We start from the raw sequence: 14,126 nt of genomic DNA on the forward strand, positions 1-14,126 counted from the left end.
GGGCGGCGGGGACGGGGGGAAGGAGATGGTGGATGCGACAGGGATTGAACCTGTGACCCCCTCGGTGTGAACGAGGTGCTCTCCCGCTGAGCTACGCATCCATCCTGACGGGCCCCGCTGGCGGGGAGGCGCGGACATAGCCCGACCTCCGCGGACGCGCAAGCGTCAGATCGCCGGCTCGCGCAGGAGCGTGCGAGCCGACAGCCGTTCGACCGCCGCGATCAGGTCGAGAAAACTGTCGATGACGACGTCGCCGCCCAGCTGGTGAAGCGGCAGGTCGTTGTAGCCGAAGCCGCAGACGACGCAGGGCACGCCGGCCGCGCGGGCGCTGCCGGTGTCGGTGGAGGCGTCGCCGACCATCACCGCCCGGGCCGGATCGCCGCCCGCCATGCGCACCGCCTCGACCACGTGGGCCGCGGCCGGCTTGCGCGCCGACACCCGGTCCGCCCCGGCCACCGCCGCGAAGTGTCGGCCCAGGTCCAGCGCCTCGATCAGCGCCTCCGCCAGGTCGCTGCGCTTGTTGGTGGCCACGCACAGGACCGCGCCGCGCCCGGCCAGGGCGTCGAGCGTCTCCACCACCCCTTCGAAGGGACGGCTGTCGTCGGCGATGCGCCCGAGGTAGTGGGCGATGAAGCGGTCGAACAGGCCCGGGTCGGCGACCTCGTCCCACACCGCCCCGGCCTCGGCGAACCCATGCCGGAGCAGGGCCCGCGCGCCGTGCCCGACCAGATGGCGCGCCGCCGACAGCGGCACAGGCGGGTGGCCGTGCGCGTTCAGCAGATGGTTGAGCGTCCCGATCAGGTCGGGCGCCGAATCGACCAGCGTGCCGTCCAGATCGAAGGCGATGGTCCAGCCGTCGAGGTCCCGCACCGTCATCCGCATCTCCCGCCGGCCGCCCCGATGGGCTAGACCGCCCCGGACGACTAGCCGCCGGACCGATTCATGACCAGCACAGCCGAACCCAGGGCCGCCATCATCCTCGCCGCGGGGCAGGGCACACGGATGAAGTCTCCGCTGCCCAAGGTGCTCCACCCGGTCGGCGGCCGGGCCATGCTGGACCACGCCATCGACGCCGCCGAGGCGCTGGGCTGCGAGCGGGTGGTCGTGGTGGTCGGGGCGCACTCGCCCGAGGTCCGGGCCCACGTCGCCAGGCGGCTGGGCGAGGACTGCATCGCGGTGCAGGACCCGCCGCTGGGCACCGGCCACGCCGTCCGCGCCGCCGAAAGCGCACTGGCTGACTTCCGCGGCCAGGTGGTGATCACCTACGGCGACGTGCCGCTGCTGCGCGCCGCCGACATCGAGCCGGTCTTCGCCGCCAGCGAGGGCGTTCGGGTCATCGGCTTCGAGGCCCGCGATCCGGGGGCCTACGGGCGGCTGATCCTGAAGGGGGACGACCTGGAGGCGATCACCGAGGCGAAGGAGGCTTCGCCCGAGATTCTGGCGATCAGCGCCTGCAACTCGGGCGTCATGGCCGCGCCGGTCGGCCTGCTGTTCGAGCTTCTGGCCGAGGTCCGCAACGACAACGCCAAGGGCGAATACTACCTGACCGACGTGGTCGAGCTGGCCCGCCGCCGGGGCGAACCGACCCGCGCCGTCTTCGCCGGAGAGGATGCGGTCATGGGCGTCAACGCCCAGGCCGAACTGGCCCAGGCCGAAGCGCTGTTCCAGAAGGTCCGCCGCGAGGACTTCCTCGCCACCGGCGTCACCATGCCGGCGCCGGAGACCGTGCACTTCTCGTGGGACACCGAGGTCGGCGCGGGGACGACGGTCGAGCCCTATGTCGTCTTCGGCCCCGGGGCGCGGATTGCGCCCGGCGCCCGCATCCGCAGCTTCAGCCACATCGAAGGGGCCAGGGTCGCCGGCGGGGCCGAGGTCGGCCCGTATGCGCGCCTGCGGCCGGGCGCCGATCTGGGCGAGGGCGCCAAGGTCGGCAACTTCGTCGAGGTCAAGAACGTGGCCATGGGCAAGGGGGCCAAGGCCAACCACCTCGCCTATCTCGGCGACGGCGAGGTGGGCGCGAAGGCCAACATCGGCGCCGGCACGATCTTCTGCAATTACGACGGCTTCTTCAAACATCGTACGACGGTGGGCGAGGGCGCCTTTGTCGGCTCCAACAGCTCGCTGGTGGCGCCCGTGAGCATCGGCGCCGGGGCCATGGTCGGATCCGGCTCGGTGGTCACGCGGGACGTGGAGCCCGGCGACCTGGCGCTGGCGCGCGGTCAGCAGACCGCCAAGGCCGGCTGGGCGGCGCGGTTCATGGAGACCATGCGGGCGAAGAAGGCCGGGCAGAAAGGGAAGGCCGGATGAGCGCCGACGACCAGAAGCGCCGCGCCGGAGAGGCGGCGGCGGAACGCGTGGCGGCCGGCATGATCGTCGGTCTCGGCACCGGCTCGACCGCCGCCTGGTTCGTCAAGGCGCTGGCGGCCCGCAAGCTGCCGGACCTCCGCTGCGTGCCGACCTCGGAGGCCACCGCCGAACTGGCGCGAGAGCTCGGCCTGCCGCTGTCCACGCTGGAGGATACGCCCCGCATCGACCTGACCGTCGACGGAGCCGACGAAGTCGGGCCCGGCCTTGCGCTGATCAAGGGCGGCGGCGCGGCCCTGCTGCGCGAGAAGCTGGTGTGGGAAGCCTCGGCGCGGTGCATCGTCATCGCCGACGCCGCCAAGGTGGTGAAGACCCTGGGCCGCTTCGCCCTGCCGATCGAGGTGGTCGCCTTCGGCCACAAGACCACCGCCAACCGCATCGCCGACGTGCTGGCCGACCACGACATCGCCATGCCGGCCCGGGTGCGGCAGGCGGAGCGCGGCCTTGTCCGCACCGACGGGGGCAACCTGATCTACGACGCGGCCTGCGGCGCCATCCACGACCCCGCCCGTCTGGCCGACGACCTCAAGCTGATCACCGGCGTCGTCGAGCATGGGCTGTTCCTCGACCTCGCGGACGAAGCGATCGTCGGGACAGACGACGGTATCGAGGTGCTGACGCCCTGAGGCCGGCGCGGCGGGGGCGGCTAGTCGTCGGTGGCCGCGTCCTCGTCTTCCCGGACGCGCTCGTGGGCGCGACGGATGGAGGCGGCGACCTCGGTCCGGTTGGCCCTGCGGTTGAGGTGATTCCGTTCCGCCGCGTACAGCCCGCCAAGATAGGCCAGATCCCAGTCCGTCAGGTGAGGGCTGGACTCCGGATCGTCGAACACGTTGAGGATCGAGGAATAGGCGCTCGTGTCGGCGTCAGGATTGATCTGGGCCAGCGTCACCATCGCGATGTAGTCCGCCAGCTGCTGGATGGAGAGCTGGGCGACGTCGTCGACGTCGACGATCACGATGGTCCTGAAGATGTTGTCGACGATCTGGGTTCTCAGACGCGAGGCGGCGAAGACGTTGATTTGCGGAGCATAGTCCACGGGGTCCAGGCAGGCGTCGCGACACTCCCCGGGAATACGCGTGGCCCGCAACCCCGTCTCCGAGTCCACGGGCATGCTCACCTGCCACCACCGGACCGGACGATCGGCGTCCCGGAAGTCCGCCAGGGCGACGCCACCGCGGTCCATGCCGGAGCCGCCCATACGGAACGCCCGCCGCCGTTCCTCCACGAGTGTCCTCGCCAGTTCCCCGCCATCGCCAGTCGCGACGATCATGATGGTCGGGGTGCATCCGGGCTGGCCGGGATCCAGTCCCAGGTCCTCCGCCACCGTGGAGACCCGGTCGGCCAGGTACTGGGCGGCCTCCGCCCGCAGATTGGCGACGCCCACGCAGATGTCGCCGCTCCAGCGCGCAAGCCCGCGACGGGGGTTCGGCTCCGCCACCTCGCTGACGAAGTCGCGGATGAGGCTGTCGAGAGGCCGGCCGGTGACGGTCACATCCTCAAGTCTCAGCGGGGCGTCCTGGGGTGCGGTGGCCGCCGCCGCGTCTTGGTTGGGGGCGGCGGCGAAAGGGACCGAAGCGGTGTAGGGGTCGGCCGCAGAGAGCAGGGCCCCCGCAAGAAGCAGCGCGATCATCGATCCTCTCCATAAACCCTTGGTTGATCCAGCTACACCCGCTCGTGTGAACCGGCAACGGTTTGGTCTGGACGCGGGAGTTCGCAGCAACCACATAGCGGGCCCGCGAGGCGCGACCGCCGTGACCGATGGAACGCAGCTGTGACCGACTACGACTACGACCTCTTCGTCATCGGCGCCGGCTCCGGCGGCGTCCGCGCCGCCCGCCTGACCGCCCTCGGCGGCAAGCGCGTGGCCATCGCCGAGGAGTTCCGGGTCGGCGGCACCTGCGTCATCCGCGGCTGCGTGCCCAAGAAGTTCATGGTCATGGCTTCCGAGGTCAGCCATGCCCTGGAGATCGCCGAGGGCTACGGCTGGTCGTTCGACAACGCGAAGTTCGACTGGCCGACCTTCCTCGAGGCGAAGGACGTCGAGATCGCCCGGCTGTCGGGCATCTACGCCGCCAACCTCGGCAAGGCGGGCGTCGACCTGATCCATGGTCGGGCGGTGCTCAGGGACGCCCACACGGTCGAGATCGTCGGCAAGGACCAGACCATCACGGCGGAGAAGATCCTCATCGCCACCGGCGGCCGCCCGTGGAAGCCGGAGAACCTGCCCGGCATCGAACACGCCATCACCTCGGAAGAGGCCTTCCACCTGCCGGAACTGCCGAAGCGCATCCTGATCGCCGGGGGCGGCTATATCGCCGTGGAGTTCGCCGGCATCTTCGCCGGCCTCGGCGTCGAGACCACCCTGATCTACCGCGGCCCCAACATCCTGCGCGGCTTCGACGACGATGTCCGCGCACACCTCGCCGGCGAGATCGAGAAGCGCGGGATCAAGGTGATCCTCGGCTGCCAGCATAGCTCGCTGGAGAAGACCGCCACCGGCATCGTCAACCACCTCGAGAACGGCATGGCGCTGGAGACCGATGTGGTCATGTTCGCCACCGGCCGTGTGCCGCACGTGAAAGATCTTGGCCTCGAGACCGCCGGGGTCGAGCTGAACGAACAGGGCGCCGTCAAGGTCGACGGCTTCTCGAGGACGACGGCCGACAACATCTGGGCCATCGGCGACGTCACCGACCGGATGAACCTGACGCCCGTGGCCATCCGGGAGGCCGCGGCCTTCCATGAGACGGTCTATCGCGACAACCCCCAGGCCTTCGACTACGAGGCCGTGGCCACGGCCGTGTTCAGCCAGCCGCCGGTCGGCGTGGTGGGACTGACCGAGAGCGAGGCGCGGCACAGCTGCCCCGGCGAGGTCGATGTCTACGTCACCCGTTTCCGACCGATGAAGTACGCCTTCACCGGCTCGGACGAGCGGGTGCTGATGAAGCTTGTGGTCGACGCCACCTCGGAGAAGGTGGTGGGCGTCCATATCGTCGGTCCGGAAGCGCCGGAGATGATCCAGCTGGCCGCCATCGCGGTGAAGGCCGGCCTGACCAAGGCCCAGTGGGACGCCACCTGCGCTGTCCATCCCACCATGGCCGAGGAACTGGTCACCCTGAAGGACAAGCAGCGGCCGGGCAGCGTCGCCGCGGGGTAGGCGTTCGAACGGCCACGCCATGCGGCAAGCCGTTCATTGTCGAGGAAGGGGCGGCGGCCTATCTTGCCGCGATGAGTATGCGCTGGACCCCCGACAGCTGGAGAAGCAAGCCCGTCGTGCAGATGCCGACGGACTACCCGGACACGGAGGCCCTCGCGCGCGTCGAGGACGAGCTTCGCGCCATGCCGCCGCTGGTGTTCGCCGGCGAGGCGCGTCGTCTGACCGGCAAGCTCGCCCAGGTCGAGGCGGGCGAGGCCTTCCTGCTGCAGGGCGGCGACTGCGCCGAGAGCTTCAAGGAGTTCTCGACCGACAACATCCGCGACACCTTCCGCCTGATCCTGCAGATGGCCGTGGTCCTGACCTTCGCAGGGCGCAAGCCGGTGGTGAAGGTCGGCCGCATCGCCGGCCAGTTCGCCAAGCCGCGTTCGTCCTCGCTGGAGACGATCGGCGACGAGACCCTGCCCAGCTATCGCGGCGACATCATCAACGGCATGGGCTTCACCCCCGAGGAGCGGGTTCCGGATCCGCAGCGGCTGCTGCGCGCCTACAACCAGTCGGCCGCCACGCTGAACCTGCTGCGCGCCTTCGCCGGCGGCGGCTACGCCGACCTGCACAACATCCATCGCTGGACCCTCGGCTTCGCCGCCGAGAACGCGTACGGCGCCAGGTACCGCGAGCTGGCCGACAAGATCGGCGAGGCGCTCGATTTCATGCAGGCGGTCGGGGTCACGCCCGAGACCCATCCCGACCTGAGCCGGGTCGAGGTCTTCACCAGCCACGAGGCCCTGCTGCTCAATCTGGAAAGCGCCCTGACGCGGCTCGACGGCGCCACCGGCGAGTGGTTCGACACCTCGGCCCACATGGTCTGGATCGGCGAGCGCACGCGTCAGCTGGACGGCGCCCACGTCGAGTTCGCGCGCGGCATCCGCAATCCGGTCGGGGTGAAGTGCGGACCGACGATGGAGCCGGACGATCTGCTGGCCCTGATCGACGTGCTCAACCCTGACAACATCCCGGGCCGGCTGACGCTGATCGGCCGTTTCGGGGCGGACAGGGTCGGCGAGCGTCTGCCGCGCCTGATGCGCGCGGTGAAGGCGGCCGGCCGGCGGGTGGTCTGGTCGATCGACCCGATGCACGGCAACACGCTCAAGGCCGGCAACGGCTACAAGACGCGGCCGTTCGAGCGCATCCTCACCGAGGTGCGGACCTTCGTCGACGTGGCCGAGGCCGAGGGCGTGCACCCCGGCGGCGTGCATCTGGAGATGACCGGCCAGAACGTGACCGAGTGTCTCGGCGGGGCCCAGATGCTGACCGAGGACGACCTGTCCAGCCGCTACCACACCCATTGCGATCCGCGGCTGAACGCCGACCAGGCGCTGGAGCTGGCCTTCCTCGTGGCCGAGCGGCTCAAGGCCGGCCGCAGCGCCCGTTCCGAGGCGGCCTGACATGCCGGGCGTCGGTCGTCCGGAGGGCGGCGCCCCGCCGGGCCGCTGCGCCTACCAGGGCGCGCCCGGCGCCTTCAGCCATGAGGCCTGCCTCGATCTCCGTCCCTGGGACGAGCCGGCGCCCTACGAAACCTTCGAGGCGGCGCTGGCCGCCCTCCGTCGGGGCGAGGTGGGCTGCGCGCTCCTGCCGGTGGAAAACTCCAGCATCGGCCGGGTCGAGCCGGCCGCGACCCTCGTCGAGCGGTCCGGGCTGAAGGTGGTCTCGGAGGTATGGCGGCCGATCAGGCTGGCGCTCATGGCGCCGCCCGGCGCGCGCCTCGCCGACATCCGCACCGCCGAGAGCCATCCGGCGGCCCTCGACCAGTGTGTCGGCGTCCTGTCGAGCCTCGGGATAGACGCGGTGGAGGCATTCGATACGGCCGGCGCCGCCCGTTCGGTGTCCGAAGCCGGCGACCTGACCCGCGCCGCCGTGGCCCCCGCCCGGGCCGCCGAGGTCTACGACCTGTCGATCCTGCGCCACGATGTTCAGGATTCGTCCGACAACCGGACGCGCTTCGTCCTCCTCAGCCGCGACAGCGCTTGACGGACGGCGGCCGATCGGGATGCTGAAGCGCATGGTCCGTTCGCACGCCCTCGCTGCGGCTTTCGCCCCGCGCTTCGCCGCGGGCGCGGACCTGTATTCCGGCTTTCGATACGCCGGCTGAGGCGTCGGGCGCTCCGTCCCGGCGGCCTCGCCGGCGACCGCTCCACAGGGGAGCGGCGGCTCGCAAACCCTCCGGACCTTATCGAACCGAAAGCCTCATTCCGTGCCCCACGCCCTGAATCCCGCCCTGCAACAGGTCTGGCCCCCCGCCGACCGCCGGCCCGACGACATCAGCCCTGAGCACATGGCGCTGGCGGCGCTGCGCCACGAGATCGACCAGCTGGACGACGAGATCCTCGCCCTGTTCGAGCGTCGGCTGACCATCGCCGCCCGCGTCGGCCGCGCCAAGGACGCGCCGGCAGGGCCGCATCTCAAGCTGCGTCCGGATCGCGAGCAGACGGTGCTGCGGCGCGTCTCCGACCGCGCCCGTCCTGCGAACCGCGCGACGGTGCAGGCGCTGTGGCGCGAGGTGGTCGGCCATGGCCTCGCCCGCCAGGGCCCGATCCGGGTGCAGGTCTGGGCTCCGCTGGAGCCGACCCGCGCCTGGGACGCCGCCCGCCGGCGCTTCGGCGCGGCGGCCGAGATGCGCATGGCTGAGGATCCCCAGGCCGCGCTGAGGTGGGCGGCCGAGGGGCAGGGGGTGGCGGTGCTCGCCATCAACGCCGGCGAACCGTGGTGGATCGGCCTCCGTCGCCAGTGGACGTCGCTCAGCGTCTTCGAAGGGTTCGGCGGCGCGGCGCCCACGGCTCTGGCCGTCGGCAAGATCGATCCCGCCGCGCTTCCGACCGGTCCGCGCGTCCTCGTCGGCGCCGGCGGCGACGCCGGCGACGGGGCCGGCCGCCGCATCGGCCTCGCCACCCACCACGGCTGGACCTTGTGTCTCACCGACGCGCCGCTGCCCGTCGGCGGGCCGGAGGGCTGCGTCGGCGCGATCGCCTAGACCGCCAGGTTGTCGATCAGCCGGGTGCGGCCGACGCGCGCGGCGGCGAGGATGCGCGCCGGGCCGTCGATGATGCGTTCGAACGGCGCCAGGTCCTCCGCCCGGCGGATGGCGACGTAGTCGACGACGTCGAAGCCGGCGCCGAGCAGGGCGTCGGCGGCGTCCGCCTCGACCGCCTGCACGGCCTCCCCGGCCGCGGCCCGCGCGCCGGCCTCGGCCAGCACCCCGTTCAGCCGCCGCGCCGTCTCCAGCTCGGCGGCCGACAGGTAGGCGTTGCGGCTCGACAGCGCGAGGCCGTGGCCGTCGCGGGCGGTGGGCATGCCGACGATCTCCACCGGGATGTCCAGATCGCGCACCAGCCGCCGGACCACCATCAGCTGTTGCCAGTCCTTCTCGCCGAACACGGCGACGTCCGGCTGCACCTGGTTGAACAGCTTGGCCACCACCAGGGCCACGCCGCCGAACATCTGCGGCCGGAAGGCCCCCTCCAGCCCCGCGGCCGGGCCGCCGACGTCGATCCGGGTGGTGGCGCCGGCGGGATACATCTCCTCGACCGCCGGCGCGTACATCAGCTCGCAGCCCGCCCCCGCCAGCAACTCCGCGTCGCGCGCTTCCTGGCGGGGATAGGTCCCGAGATCCTCGTGCGCGGCGAACTGGGTCGGGTTGACGAACACGCTCGCCACCACCTTGTCGGTCCGCTCGATCGCGGCCCGCACCAGCGACAGGTGGCCGTCGTGCAAGGCGCCCATGGTCGGAACGAAGCCGACGCTGAACCCTTGCCGCCGCCAGCCGCTTACCGTCTCGCGCAGTTCGGCGATGGTGCGCGCCACGGGCAGGGCGGGGGTTTCGAGGTCGGCCATGGTGAACGGATTAACCCTTCGCGTTAGGCGTGATCGTGAACCGCGTTGCAAAGCTCCGCGTGCCAGGGTCCGGCTTATGACGCCGCGTGTCCCGTTCCGTCCAGTGCTCGCCTTGCTCCTCGCCATGGGCCTGACCGCCTGCGGCGCGGTCGAGAGCGACCCGAAACGGTTCGAGAACATGGCCGAGCGCGTGGCCGCCATCCCGCTGGAAGGGTCGGCCCGGGCGACGCCGGCGGACGCACCGACGGCCCGCCCCGCCGCCGATCGCGGCCTTCGGCCGGCGCTGCGCGTAGAGGTCCTGGATCCGCACGCCCTGTGGGACGCCCGCGACGGCGGCCTCGACGGCGTGATCCAGACGGCGAGCACGCGCGTGGCCGCTGCGGCTGCGCCGGCCGTGGTCGACGGCGTGGTGACCGAGGTTCGGCAGCGCGTGGACGGCGTCGCCCGGCGGGTCCCGCTCCGACCGGCGCTTCGCATGGTCGAGGCGGATCGGCCCCTGGTCCAGCTCGGCGCCTATTCGACCGAGGCGGCCGCCCGGGCCGCGTGGGGCCGCCTGCATGCCGGTCCCGCCGCCGAGGCGCTGCAGGGGCTGTCGCCGGTTCTGGAGCCGGTCGAGGTCGGCGGTCGCCGCCTGGTCCGTCTGAAGACGCCGGCCCCCGCCGCCGGGGCCGCCGCCCTCTGCGCCGCCGCGGGCGTCGACGATCCGTGGTGCCGGCGCGCCGCCTGACGCCAATTCACAGCTTCGCCGGGCGCTCCGCGTTGACGCCGCTCCCGCCGGCGGCGACCCTGTCGCCCCATGACCGCGGGTTCGAGTCGGCGGTCGCTTCAGGATTCGAATTCCATGGCTGACCCTGTGGTCATCGTCGTCGGCAACGAGAAAGGCGGGGCGGGCAAGTCGACGCTCGCCATCCATATCGTCACCGGCCTGCTGCACGCCGGCAAGCGGGTGGCCATCATCGATCTGGACCTGCGCCAGCGCTCGATGTCCCGCTTCTTCGCCAACCGGGCCGCGTGGACGTCGGCCAACGGGCAGACCCTGCCGATGCCGGTGGAGCCGGACATGGGCGACGGCAAGGAACTGGCCCGGGCCGCCGAGGCGGAGCAGCTCGCGCGCTTCGAGGTCGCCTTCGCCGAGGCGAGGGCCATCGCCGACTTCATCCTCATCGACACCCCGGGAGGCGACACCGTGCTGTCCCGCGCCGCCCACGGTCTCGCCGACCAGATCGTCACCCCGATGAACGACAGCTTCGTCGACTTCGACCTGCTGGGCCAGGTCGATCCCGTCACCCTCGAGCTGCAGAAGCCGTCGATCTATTCCGAGAGCGTCTGGGAGGCGCGCAAACACCGGGCCATCACCCAGGGCCGGAACGCCGCCATCGACTGGATCGTGGTCGTCAACCGCATGGCCGTCGCCGCCGCCCGCAACCGCCAGCGCCTCGAGGAGCGGATGGAGAAGCTGGCCCGCCGCGTCGGCTTCCGCATCGGCCCCGGCCTGCGTGATCGGGTCATCTATCGCGAACTGTTCCCCTTCGGCCTGACCGTCGCCGACCTGTCCAACGAGGTCCGGCCGGTGGCCGTGTCGCTGGCGCACGTCGCCGCCCGCCAGGAGCTGCGCAGCCTGATGCTGGCGCTGGGCCTCGACGGCGGCCAGCTGGACGCGCCGCTCGACGCGGCGGCCTGAGCGGGTGAGCCTCGTCTGGCTGGCGCTGGCGGCGATCGCCGTGTGGGCGCTCGTCCGGCTGGGGCGGCAGGGCGAGCGTCCGGGGCGCGGTCACTGGCGGGTCGCCGCCACTCTGCTGGGAGCGGTGCTGCTGGCTGGCGCGGTGCTGGCCGGGTCGCGAGGGGCCTGGATCGCCACGGCGGCGCTGGCCGGCGCCGGTCTCTGGTTCCTGATCGCTTCGCGACAGCGCACCGTCGCCCCTCGGACGGAGTCCATGACCGACGCCGAGGCGCGGTCCCTGCTGGGCGTCGCCCCCGACGCCTCGCACGCCGAGATCAACGCCGCCTGGAAGCGGTTGATGGCCCGCGCCCATCCGGACCAGGGCGGCACGGACGGACTGGCCGCGCGCCTCAACGCCGCGCGCGACCATCTCCTGAAGCGCTAGGCCTTGGCCTTCTTCGCCGGCGCCTTCTTCGCGGCCGGCTTCTTCGCCGCCGCCTTGGGCGCGGCCTTTTTCGCCGAAGTCTTCTTGCCCTTGGCCGGCGCGCCCGCCTTGGCGGCCAGCAGCGGCAGGGCGGCCTCCAGCGTCATGTCCTCGGGGGCCGTGCCCTTCGGCAGGGTGGCGTTGACCTTGCCGGACTTCACATAGGGGCCGAAGCGGCCCGCCATGACCTGCACCGGATCGCCGGTCTCCGGGTGCGCCCCCAGCTCCTTCAGTGGCGCGACCGCCGAGCCGCGCCCGGCCCGTCCGGCCCGCTTCTCCGCCAGCAGGGCCACCGCCCGGTTCAGGCCGATGTCGAAAACCTCATCGATGTCAGAGACATTGGCGTAGGTCCCGGCATGCTGCACGAAGGGGCCGTAGCGGCCGAGGCCGGCGGTGATCGGCTTGCCGTCCTCCGGGTGCAGCCCGACCTCGCGCGGCAGGCGCAGCAGGCGCAGGGCCTGTTCCAGCTCCAGCGACGCCGCCGACCAACCCTTGGGCAGGGACGAACGCTTCGGCTTGTCGGCGTCGCCGGCGGTTTCGACGTAGGGGCCGAAGCGGCCGATCTTCAGCAGCACCGGCTGACCGGTGGCGGGGTCGACGCCCAGCTCGCGATCGCTGGCGGCTTCCTCGGCGCCGGCGCCCGCGCCGAAGCCGCGGGTGTATTTGCACTCGGGGTAGTTCGAGCAGCCGATGAAGGTCGACTTCATCTTGAAGCTGGCCTTCAGGTGCAGCCGCCCCGTGCCGCAGACCGGGCAGGCGCGTGCGTCCGACCCGTCCGCCTTGGGCGGGAACAGGAAGGGCCCGATGGCCTCGTCCAGCTTGTCGATCACCCCCTGAAGGGCGGTGACCTGGTCCGTGGCCGGCTTCAGCTGGCCCCAGAAATCGCGCAGCAGCACCTTCCAGTCGAGGTCGCCGGCGGAAACCTCGTCGAGCCGGGTCTCAAGGTCGGCGGTGAAGTCGTACTCCACCCACTTTCCGAAGAACTGCTCAAGGAAGGCCGTCACCAGCCGCCCGGTGTCCTCGGGGATGAAGCGGTTCTTGTCCATGCGGACATAGCCGCGGTCGCGCAGGGTGGTCAGGATCGAGGCGTAGGTCGAGGGCCGGCCGATGCCCAGTTCCTCCAGCTTCTTCACCAGGGTCGCTTCCGAGAAGCGCGGCGGCGGTTCGGTGAAGTGCTGTTCGGTGCGGATCGCCTCGACCTTCGCCGCGGCGCCTTCCTTCAGCGCCGGCAGGCGGGTGGCGTCGTCCTCGTCGTCGTCGGACTTCGGCCTGTCGTCCCGACCCTCCTCGTACACGGCGATGAAGCCGTCGAAAGCCACCACCTGTCCGGTGGCGCGCAGTCCGGTCTGGCCGTCGGCGCTGTCGATCTCGACCGTGGTCCGGTCCAGTCGCGCGCTCTCCATCTGGCTGGCGACCATGCGCTTCCAGATCAGCTCGTAGAGGCGCTGCAGATCCGGCTCCAGGCGCAGGGAGTCGGGCGTGCGGCCGATGTTGGTCGGCCGGATCGCCTCGTGCGCCTCCTGGGCGTTCTTGGCCTTGGTCTTGTAGTAGCGCGGCTCCGCCGGGACATAGGCGGGACCGAAGCGTTCGGCGATCACGTCGCGGGCTTGGGCGATCCCCTCCGGGCTCACCGACACGCCGTCGGTTCGCATGTAGGTGATCAGGCCGCCCTGGTCGTCGACGCCCTCGTACAGCTTCTGCGCCGCCTGCATGGTGCGCTGGGCGGTGAAGCCCAGCTTGCGGCTGGCCTCCTGCTGCAAGGTGGAGGTGGTGAAGGGCGGGGCGGGTGAACGCTTGACCGGCTTCTTCTCGATCGAGCGGATGGTGAAGGCGCCGCCGTTGATGGCCTCGCGCGCCGCGCTGGCCATCGCCTCGGAAACGATGTCGAGCCTCTGCACCCGCTTGCCGGCGTGCTTGACCAGTCGCGCCGTGAACGGCGGGCTGTCGGCCGCCAGATCGGCCTCGACCGACCAGTACTCCTGCGGCCGGAAACGCTCGATCTCGAGCTCGCGGTCGACCACGATGCGCAGGGCCACCGACTGCACCCGGCCGGCCGAGCGCGCGCCCGGCAGCTTGCGCCACAGCACCGGCGAGAGGGTGAAGCCGACCAGATAGTCCAGCGCGCGGCGGGCCAGGTAGGCCTCGACCAGCTCCATGTCGAGTTCGCGCGGCGCCGCCATGGCCTCCAGCACCGCCCCCTTGGTGATGGCGTTGAAGGTGACCCGCTGGACCTGCTTGTCCTTCAGCGCCTTCTTCTTCTGCAACACCTCCAGCACGTGCCAGCTGATCGCCTCGCCCTCGCGATCCGGGTCGGTGGCGAGGATGACGCGGTCCGACTTCTTCGCCGCCTCGGCGATCTCGGACAGCCGCTTGGAGGCCTTGGCGTCGACCTCCCAGCTCATGGCGAAGTCGTCGTCGGGCGCGACCGAGCCGTCCTTCGACGGCAGGTCGCGGACGTGTCCGTAGGAGGCCAGGACGGTGAAGTCCGGACCCAGATACTTGTTGATGGTCTTGGCCTTTGCGGGGCTCTCGACGACGACGAGGTTCATGCGGGGAGGGGCCTTTCAGAGGCG

General features: G+C 71.4%; 13 protein-coding genes and 1 tRNA gene. 9 read left to right on the forward strand and 5 right to left on the reverse strand.

What is annotated here, in order from left to right; all coding sequences use genetic code 11:
• Window positions 1-26 precede the first annotated feature (26 nt).
• Window positions 27-101, reverse strand: a tRNA-Val gene (locus tag BM333_RS05095).
• A 64-nt stretch (window positions 102-165) separates the two neighbouring features.
• The gene (locus tag BM333_RS05100) at window positions 166-876 is read right to left on the reverse strand and encodes an HAD hydrolase-like protein (protein ID WP_092308037.1); all 711 of its coding nucleotides are present in this window, start codon (window positions 874-876) and stop codon (window positions 166-168) included.
• A 66-nt stretch (window positions 877-942) separates the two neighbouring features.
• Here BM333_RS05100 and glmU point away from each other — a divergent pair, with 66 nt between their 5' ends.
• Together glmU and rpiA are read left to right on the forward strand one after the other, a co-directional pair.
• Entirely contained in the window at window positions 943-2,307 is a 1,365-nt protein-coding gene (glmU, locus tag BM333_RS05105) for a bifunctional UDP-N-acetylglucosamine diphosphorylase/glucosamine-1-phosphate N-acetyltransferase GlmU (RefSeq protein ID WP_092308039.1), read from the forward strand.
• Window positions 2,304-2,990 carry a ribose-5-phosphate isomerase RpiA gene (gene rpiA / locus BM333_RS05110; RefSeq protein ID WP_092308041.1) on the forward strand — a complete coding sequence of 229 codons (687 nt, stop codon included), beginning with the start codon at window positions 2,304-2,306 and terminating at the stop codon, window positions 2,988-2,990. The genes glmU and rpiA overlap by 4 nt, the downstream gene beginning before the upstream one ends.
• A gap of 20 nt (window positions 2,991-3,010) precedes the next feature.
• On the opposite strand, the gene BM333_RS05115 is transcribed toward rpiA, so the two are convergent.
• Window positions 3,011-3,994 carry a hypothetical protein gene (locus BM333_RS05115; protein ID WP_092308043.1) on the reverse strand — a complete coding sequence of 328 codons (984 nt, stop codon included), beginning with the start codon at window positions 3,992-3,994 and terminating at the stop codon, window positions 3,011-3,013.
• 141 nt (window positions 3,995-4,135) lie between these two features.
• On the opposite strand from BM333_RS05115, the gene gor reads away from it, so the two are divergent.
• The 4 genes from gor to BM333_RS05135 all read left to right on the forward strand — a co-directional run bounded on the left by gor (window position 4,136) and on the right by BM333_RS05135 (window position 8,549).
• Window positions 4,136-5,521, forward strand: coding sequence for a glutathione-disulfide reductase (gor, locus tag BM333_RS05120; RefSeq protein ID WP_092308045.1), 1,386 nt, complete (start codon window positions 4,136-4,138; stop codon window positions 5,519-5,521).
• 71 nt (window positions 5,522-5,592) lie between these two features.
• Window positions 5,593-6,966, forward strand: a complete 1,374-nt coding sequence (locus tag BM333_RS05125; RefSeq protein WP_092308047.1) for a class II 3-deoxy-7-phosphoheptulonate synthase — start codon at window positions 5,593-5,595, stop codon at window positions 6,964-6,966.
• Between the two features lies 1 nt (window position 6,967).
• Window positions 6,968-7,549 (forward strand): prephenate dehydratase domain-containing protein, encoded by a 582-nt coding sequence (locus tag BM333_RS05130; protein ID WP_092308049.1) that lies wholly within the window; start codon window positions 6,968-6,970, stop codon window positions 7,547-7,549.
• Between the two features lie 223 nt (window positions 7,550-7,772).
• The gene (locus tag BM333_RS05135; protein WP_245777151.1) at window positions 7,773-8,549 is read left to right on the forward strand and encodes a chorismate mutase; all 777 of its coding nucleotides are present in this window, start codon (window positions 7,773-7,775) and stop codon (window positions 8,547-8,549) included.
• Here the strand turns inward: BM333_RS05135 and panC are convergent.
• Entirely contained in the window at window positions 8,546-9,409 is an 864-nt protein-coding gene (panC, locus tag BM333_RS05140) for a pantoate--beta-alanine ligase (protein WP_092308051.1), read from the reverse strand. The genes BM333_RS05135 and panC overlap by 4 nt on opposite strands.
• 76 nt (window positions 9,410-9,485) lie before the next feature.
• Here panC and BM333_RS05145 point away from each other — a divergent pair, with 76 nt between their 5' ends.
• From BM333_RS05145 to BM333_RS05155, 3 genes are all read left to right on the forward strand, one after another.
• Window positions 9,486-10,136: a hypothetical protein gene (locus BM333_RS05145; RefSeq protein WP_092308053.1), complete on the forward strand. Its 651-nt coding sequence runs from the start codon at window positions 9,486-9,488 to the stop codon at window positions 10,134-10,136.
• A 114-nt stretch (window positions 10,137-10,250) separates the two neighbouring features.
• Window positions 10,251-11,090 (forward strand): division plane positioning ATPase MipZ, encoded by an 840-nt coding sequence (locus BM333_RS05150; RefSeq protein WP_092308055.1) that lies wholly within the window; start codon window positions 10,251-10,253, stop codon window positions 11,088-11,090.
• Window positions 11,091-11,094: 4 nt separating this feature from the next.
• Window positions 11,095-11,514 carry a J domain-containing protein gene (locus BM333_RS05155; RefSeq protein ID WP_092308057.1) on the forward strand — a complete coding sequence of 140 codons (420 nt, stop codon included), beginning with the start codon at window positions 11,095-11,097 and terminating at the stop codon, window positions 11,512-11,514.
• Here the strand turns inward: BM333_RS05155 and topA are convergent.
• A complete protein-coding gene (gene topA / locus BM333_RS05160; protein WP_092308059.1) occupies window positions 11,511-14,102 on the reverse strand; it encodes a type I DNA topoisomerase in 2,592 nt (863 codons plus the stop codon). The genes BM333_RS05155 and topA overlap by 4 nt on opposite strands.
• Window positions 14,103-14,126 lie beyond the last annotated feature (24 nt).

This window comes from Brevundimonas viscosa (genome assembly GCF_900116065.1).
GTDB classification, from domain to species: domain Bacteria; phylum Pseudomonadota; class Alphaproteobacteria; order Caulobacterales; family Caulobacteraceae; genus Brevundimonas; species Brevundimonas viscosa.

Excerpts from the sequence above, each read along its gene's own strand:
- BM333_RS05115 (WP_092308043.1), bottom strand. The coding sequence starts at position 3,994 with ATGATCGCGCTGCTTCTTGCGGGGGCCCTGCTCTCTGCGGCCGACCCC.
- topA (WP_092308059.1), bottom strand. The coding sequence starts at position 14,102 with ATGAACCTCGTCGTCGTCGAGAGCCCCGCAAAGGCCAAGACCATCAAC.
- BM333_RS05130 (WP_092308049.1), top strand. The coding sequence starts at position 6,968 with ATGCCGGGCGTCGGTCGTCCGGAGGGCGGCGCCCCGCCGGGCCGCTGC.
- BM333_RS05100 (WP_092308037.1), bottom strand. The coding sequence starts at position 876 with ATGACGGTGCGGGACCTCGACGGCTGGACCATCGCCTTCGATCTGGAC.
- glmU (WP_092308039.1), top strand. The coding sequence starts at position 943 with ATGACCAGCACAGCCGAACCCAGGGCCGCCATCATCCTCGCCGCGGGG.
- BM333_RS05125 (WP_092308047.1), top strand. The coding sequence starts at position 5,593 with ATGAGTATGCGCTGGACCCCCGACAGCTGGAGAAGCAAGCCCGTCGTG.
- rpiA (WP_092308041.1), top strand. The coding sequence starts at position 2,304 with ATGAGCGCCGACGACCAGAAGCGCCGCGCCGGAGAGGCGGCGGCGGAA.
- BM333_RS05145 (WP_092308053.1), top strand. The coding sequence starts at position 9,486 with ATGACGCCGCGTGTCCCGTTCCGTCCAGTGCTCGCCTTGCTCCTCGCC.
- BM333_RS05150 (WP_092308055.1), top strand. The coding sequence starts at position 10,251 with ATGGCTGACCCTGTGGTCATCGTCGTCGGCAACGAGAAAGGCGGGGCG.
- panC (WP_092308051.1), bottom strand. The coding sequence starts at position 9,409 with ATGGCCGACCTCGAAACCCCCGCCCTGCCCGTGGCGCGCACCATCGCC.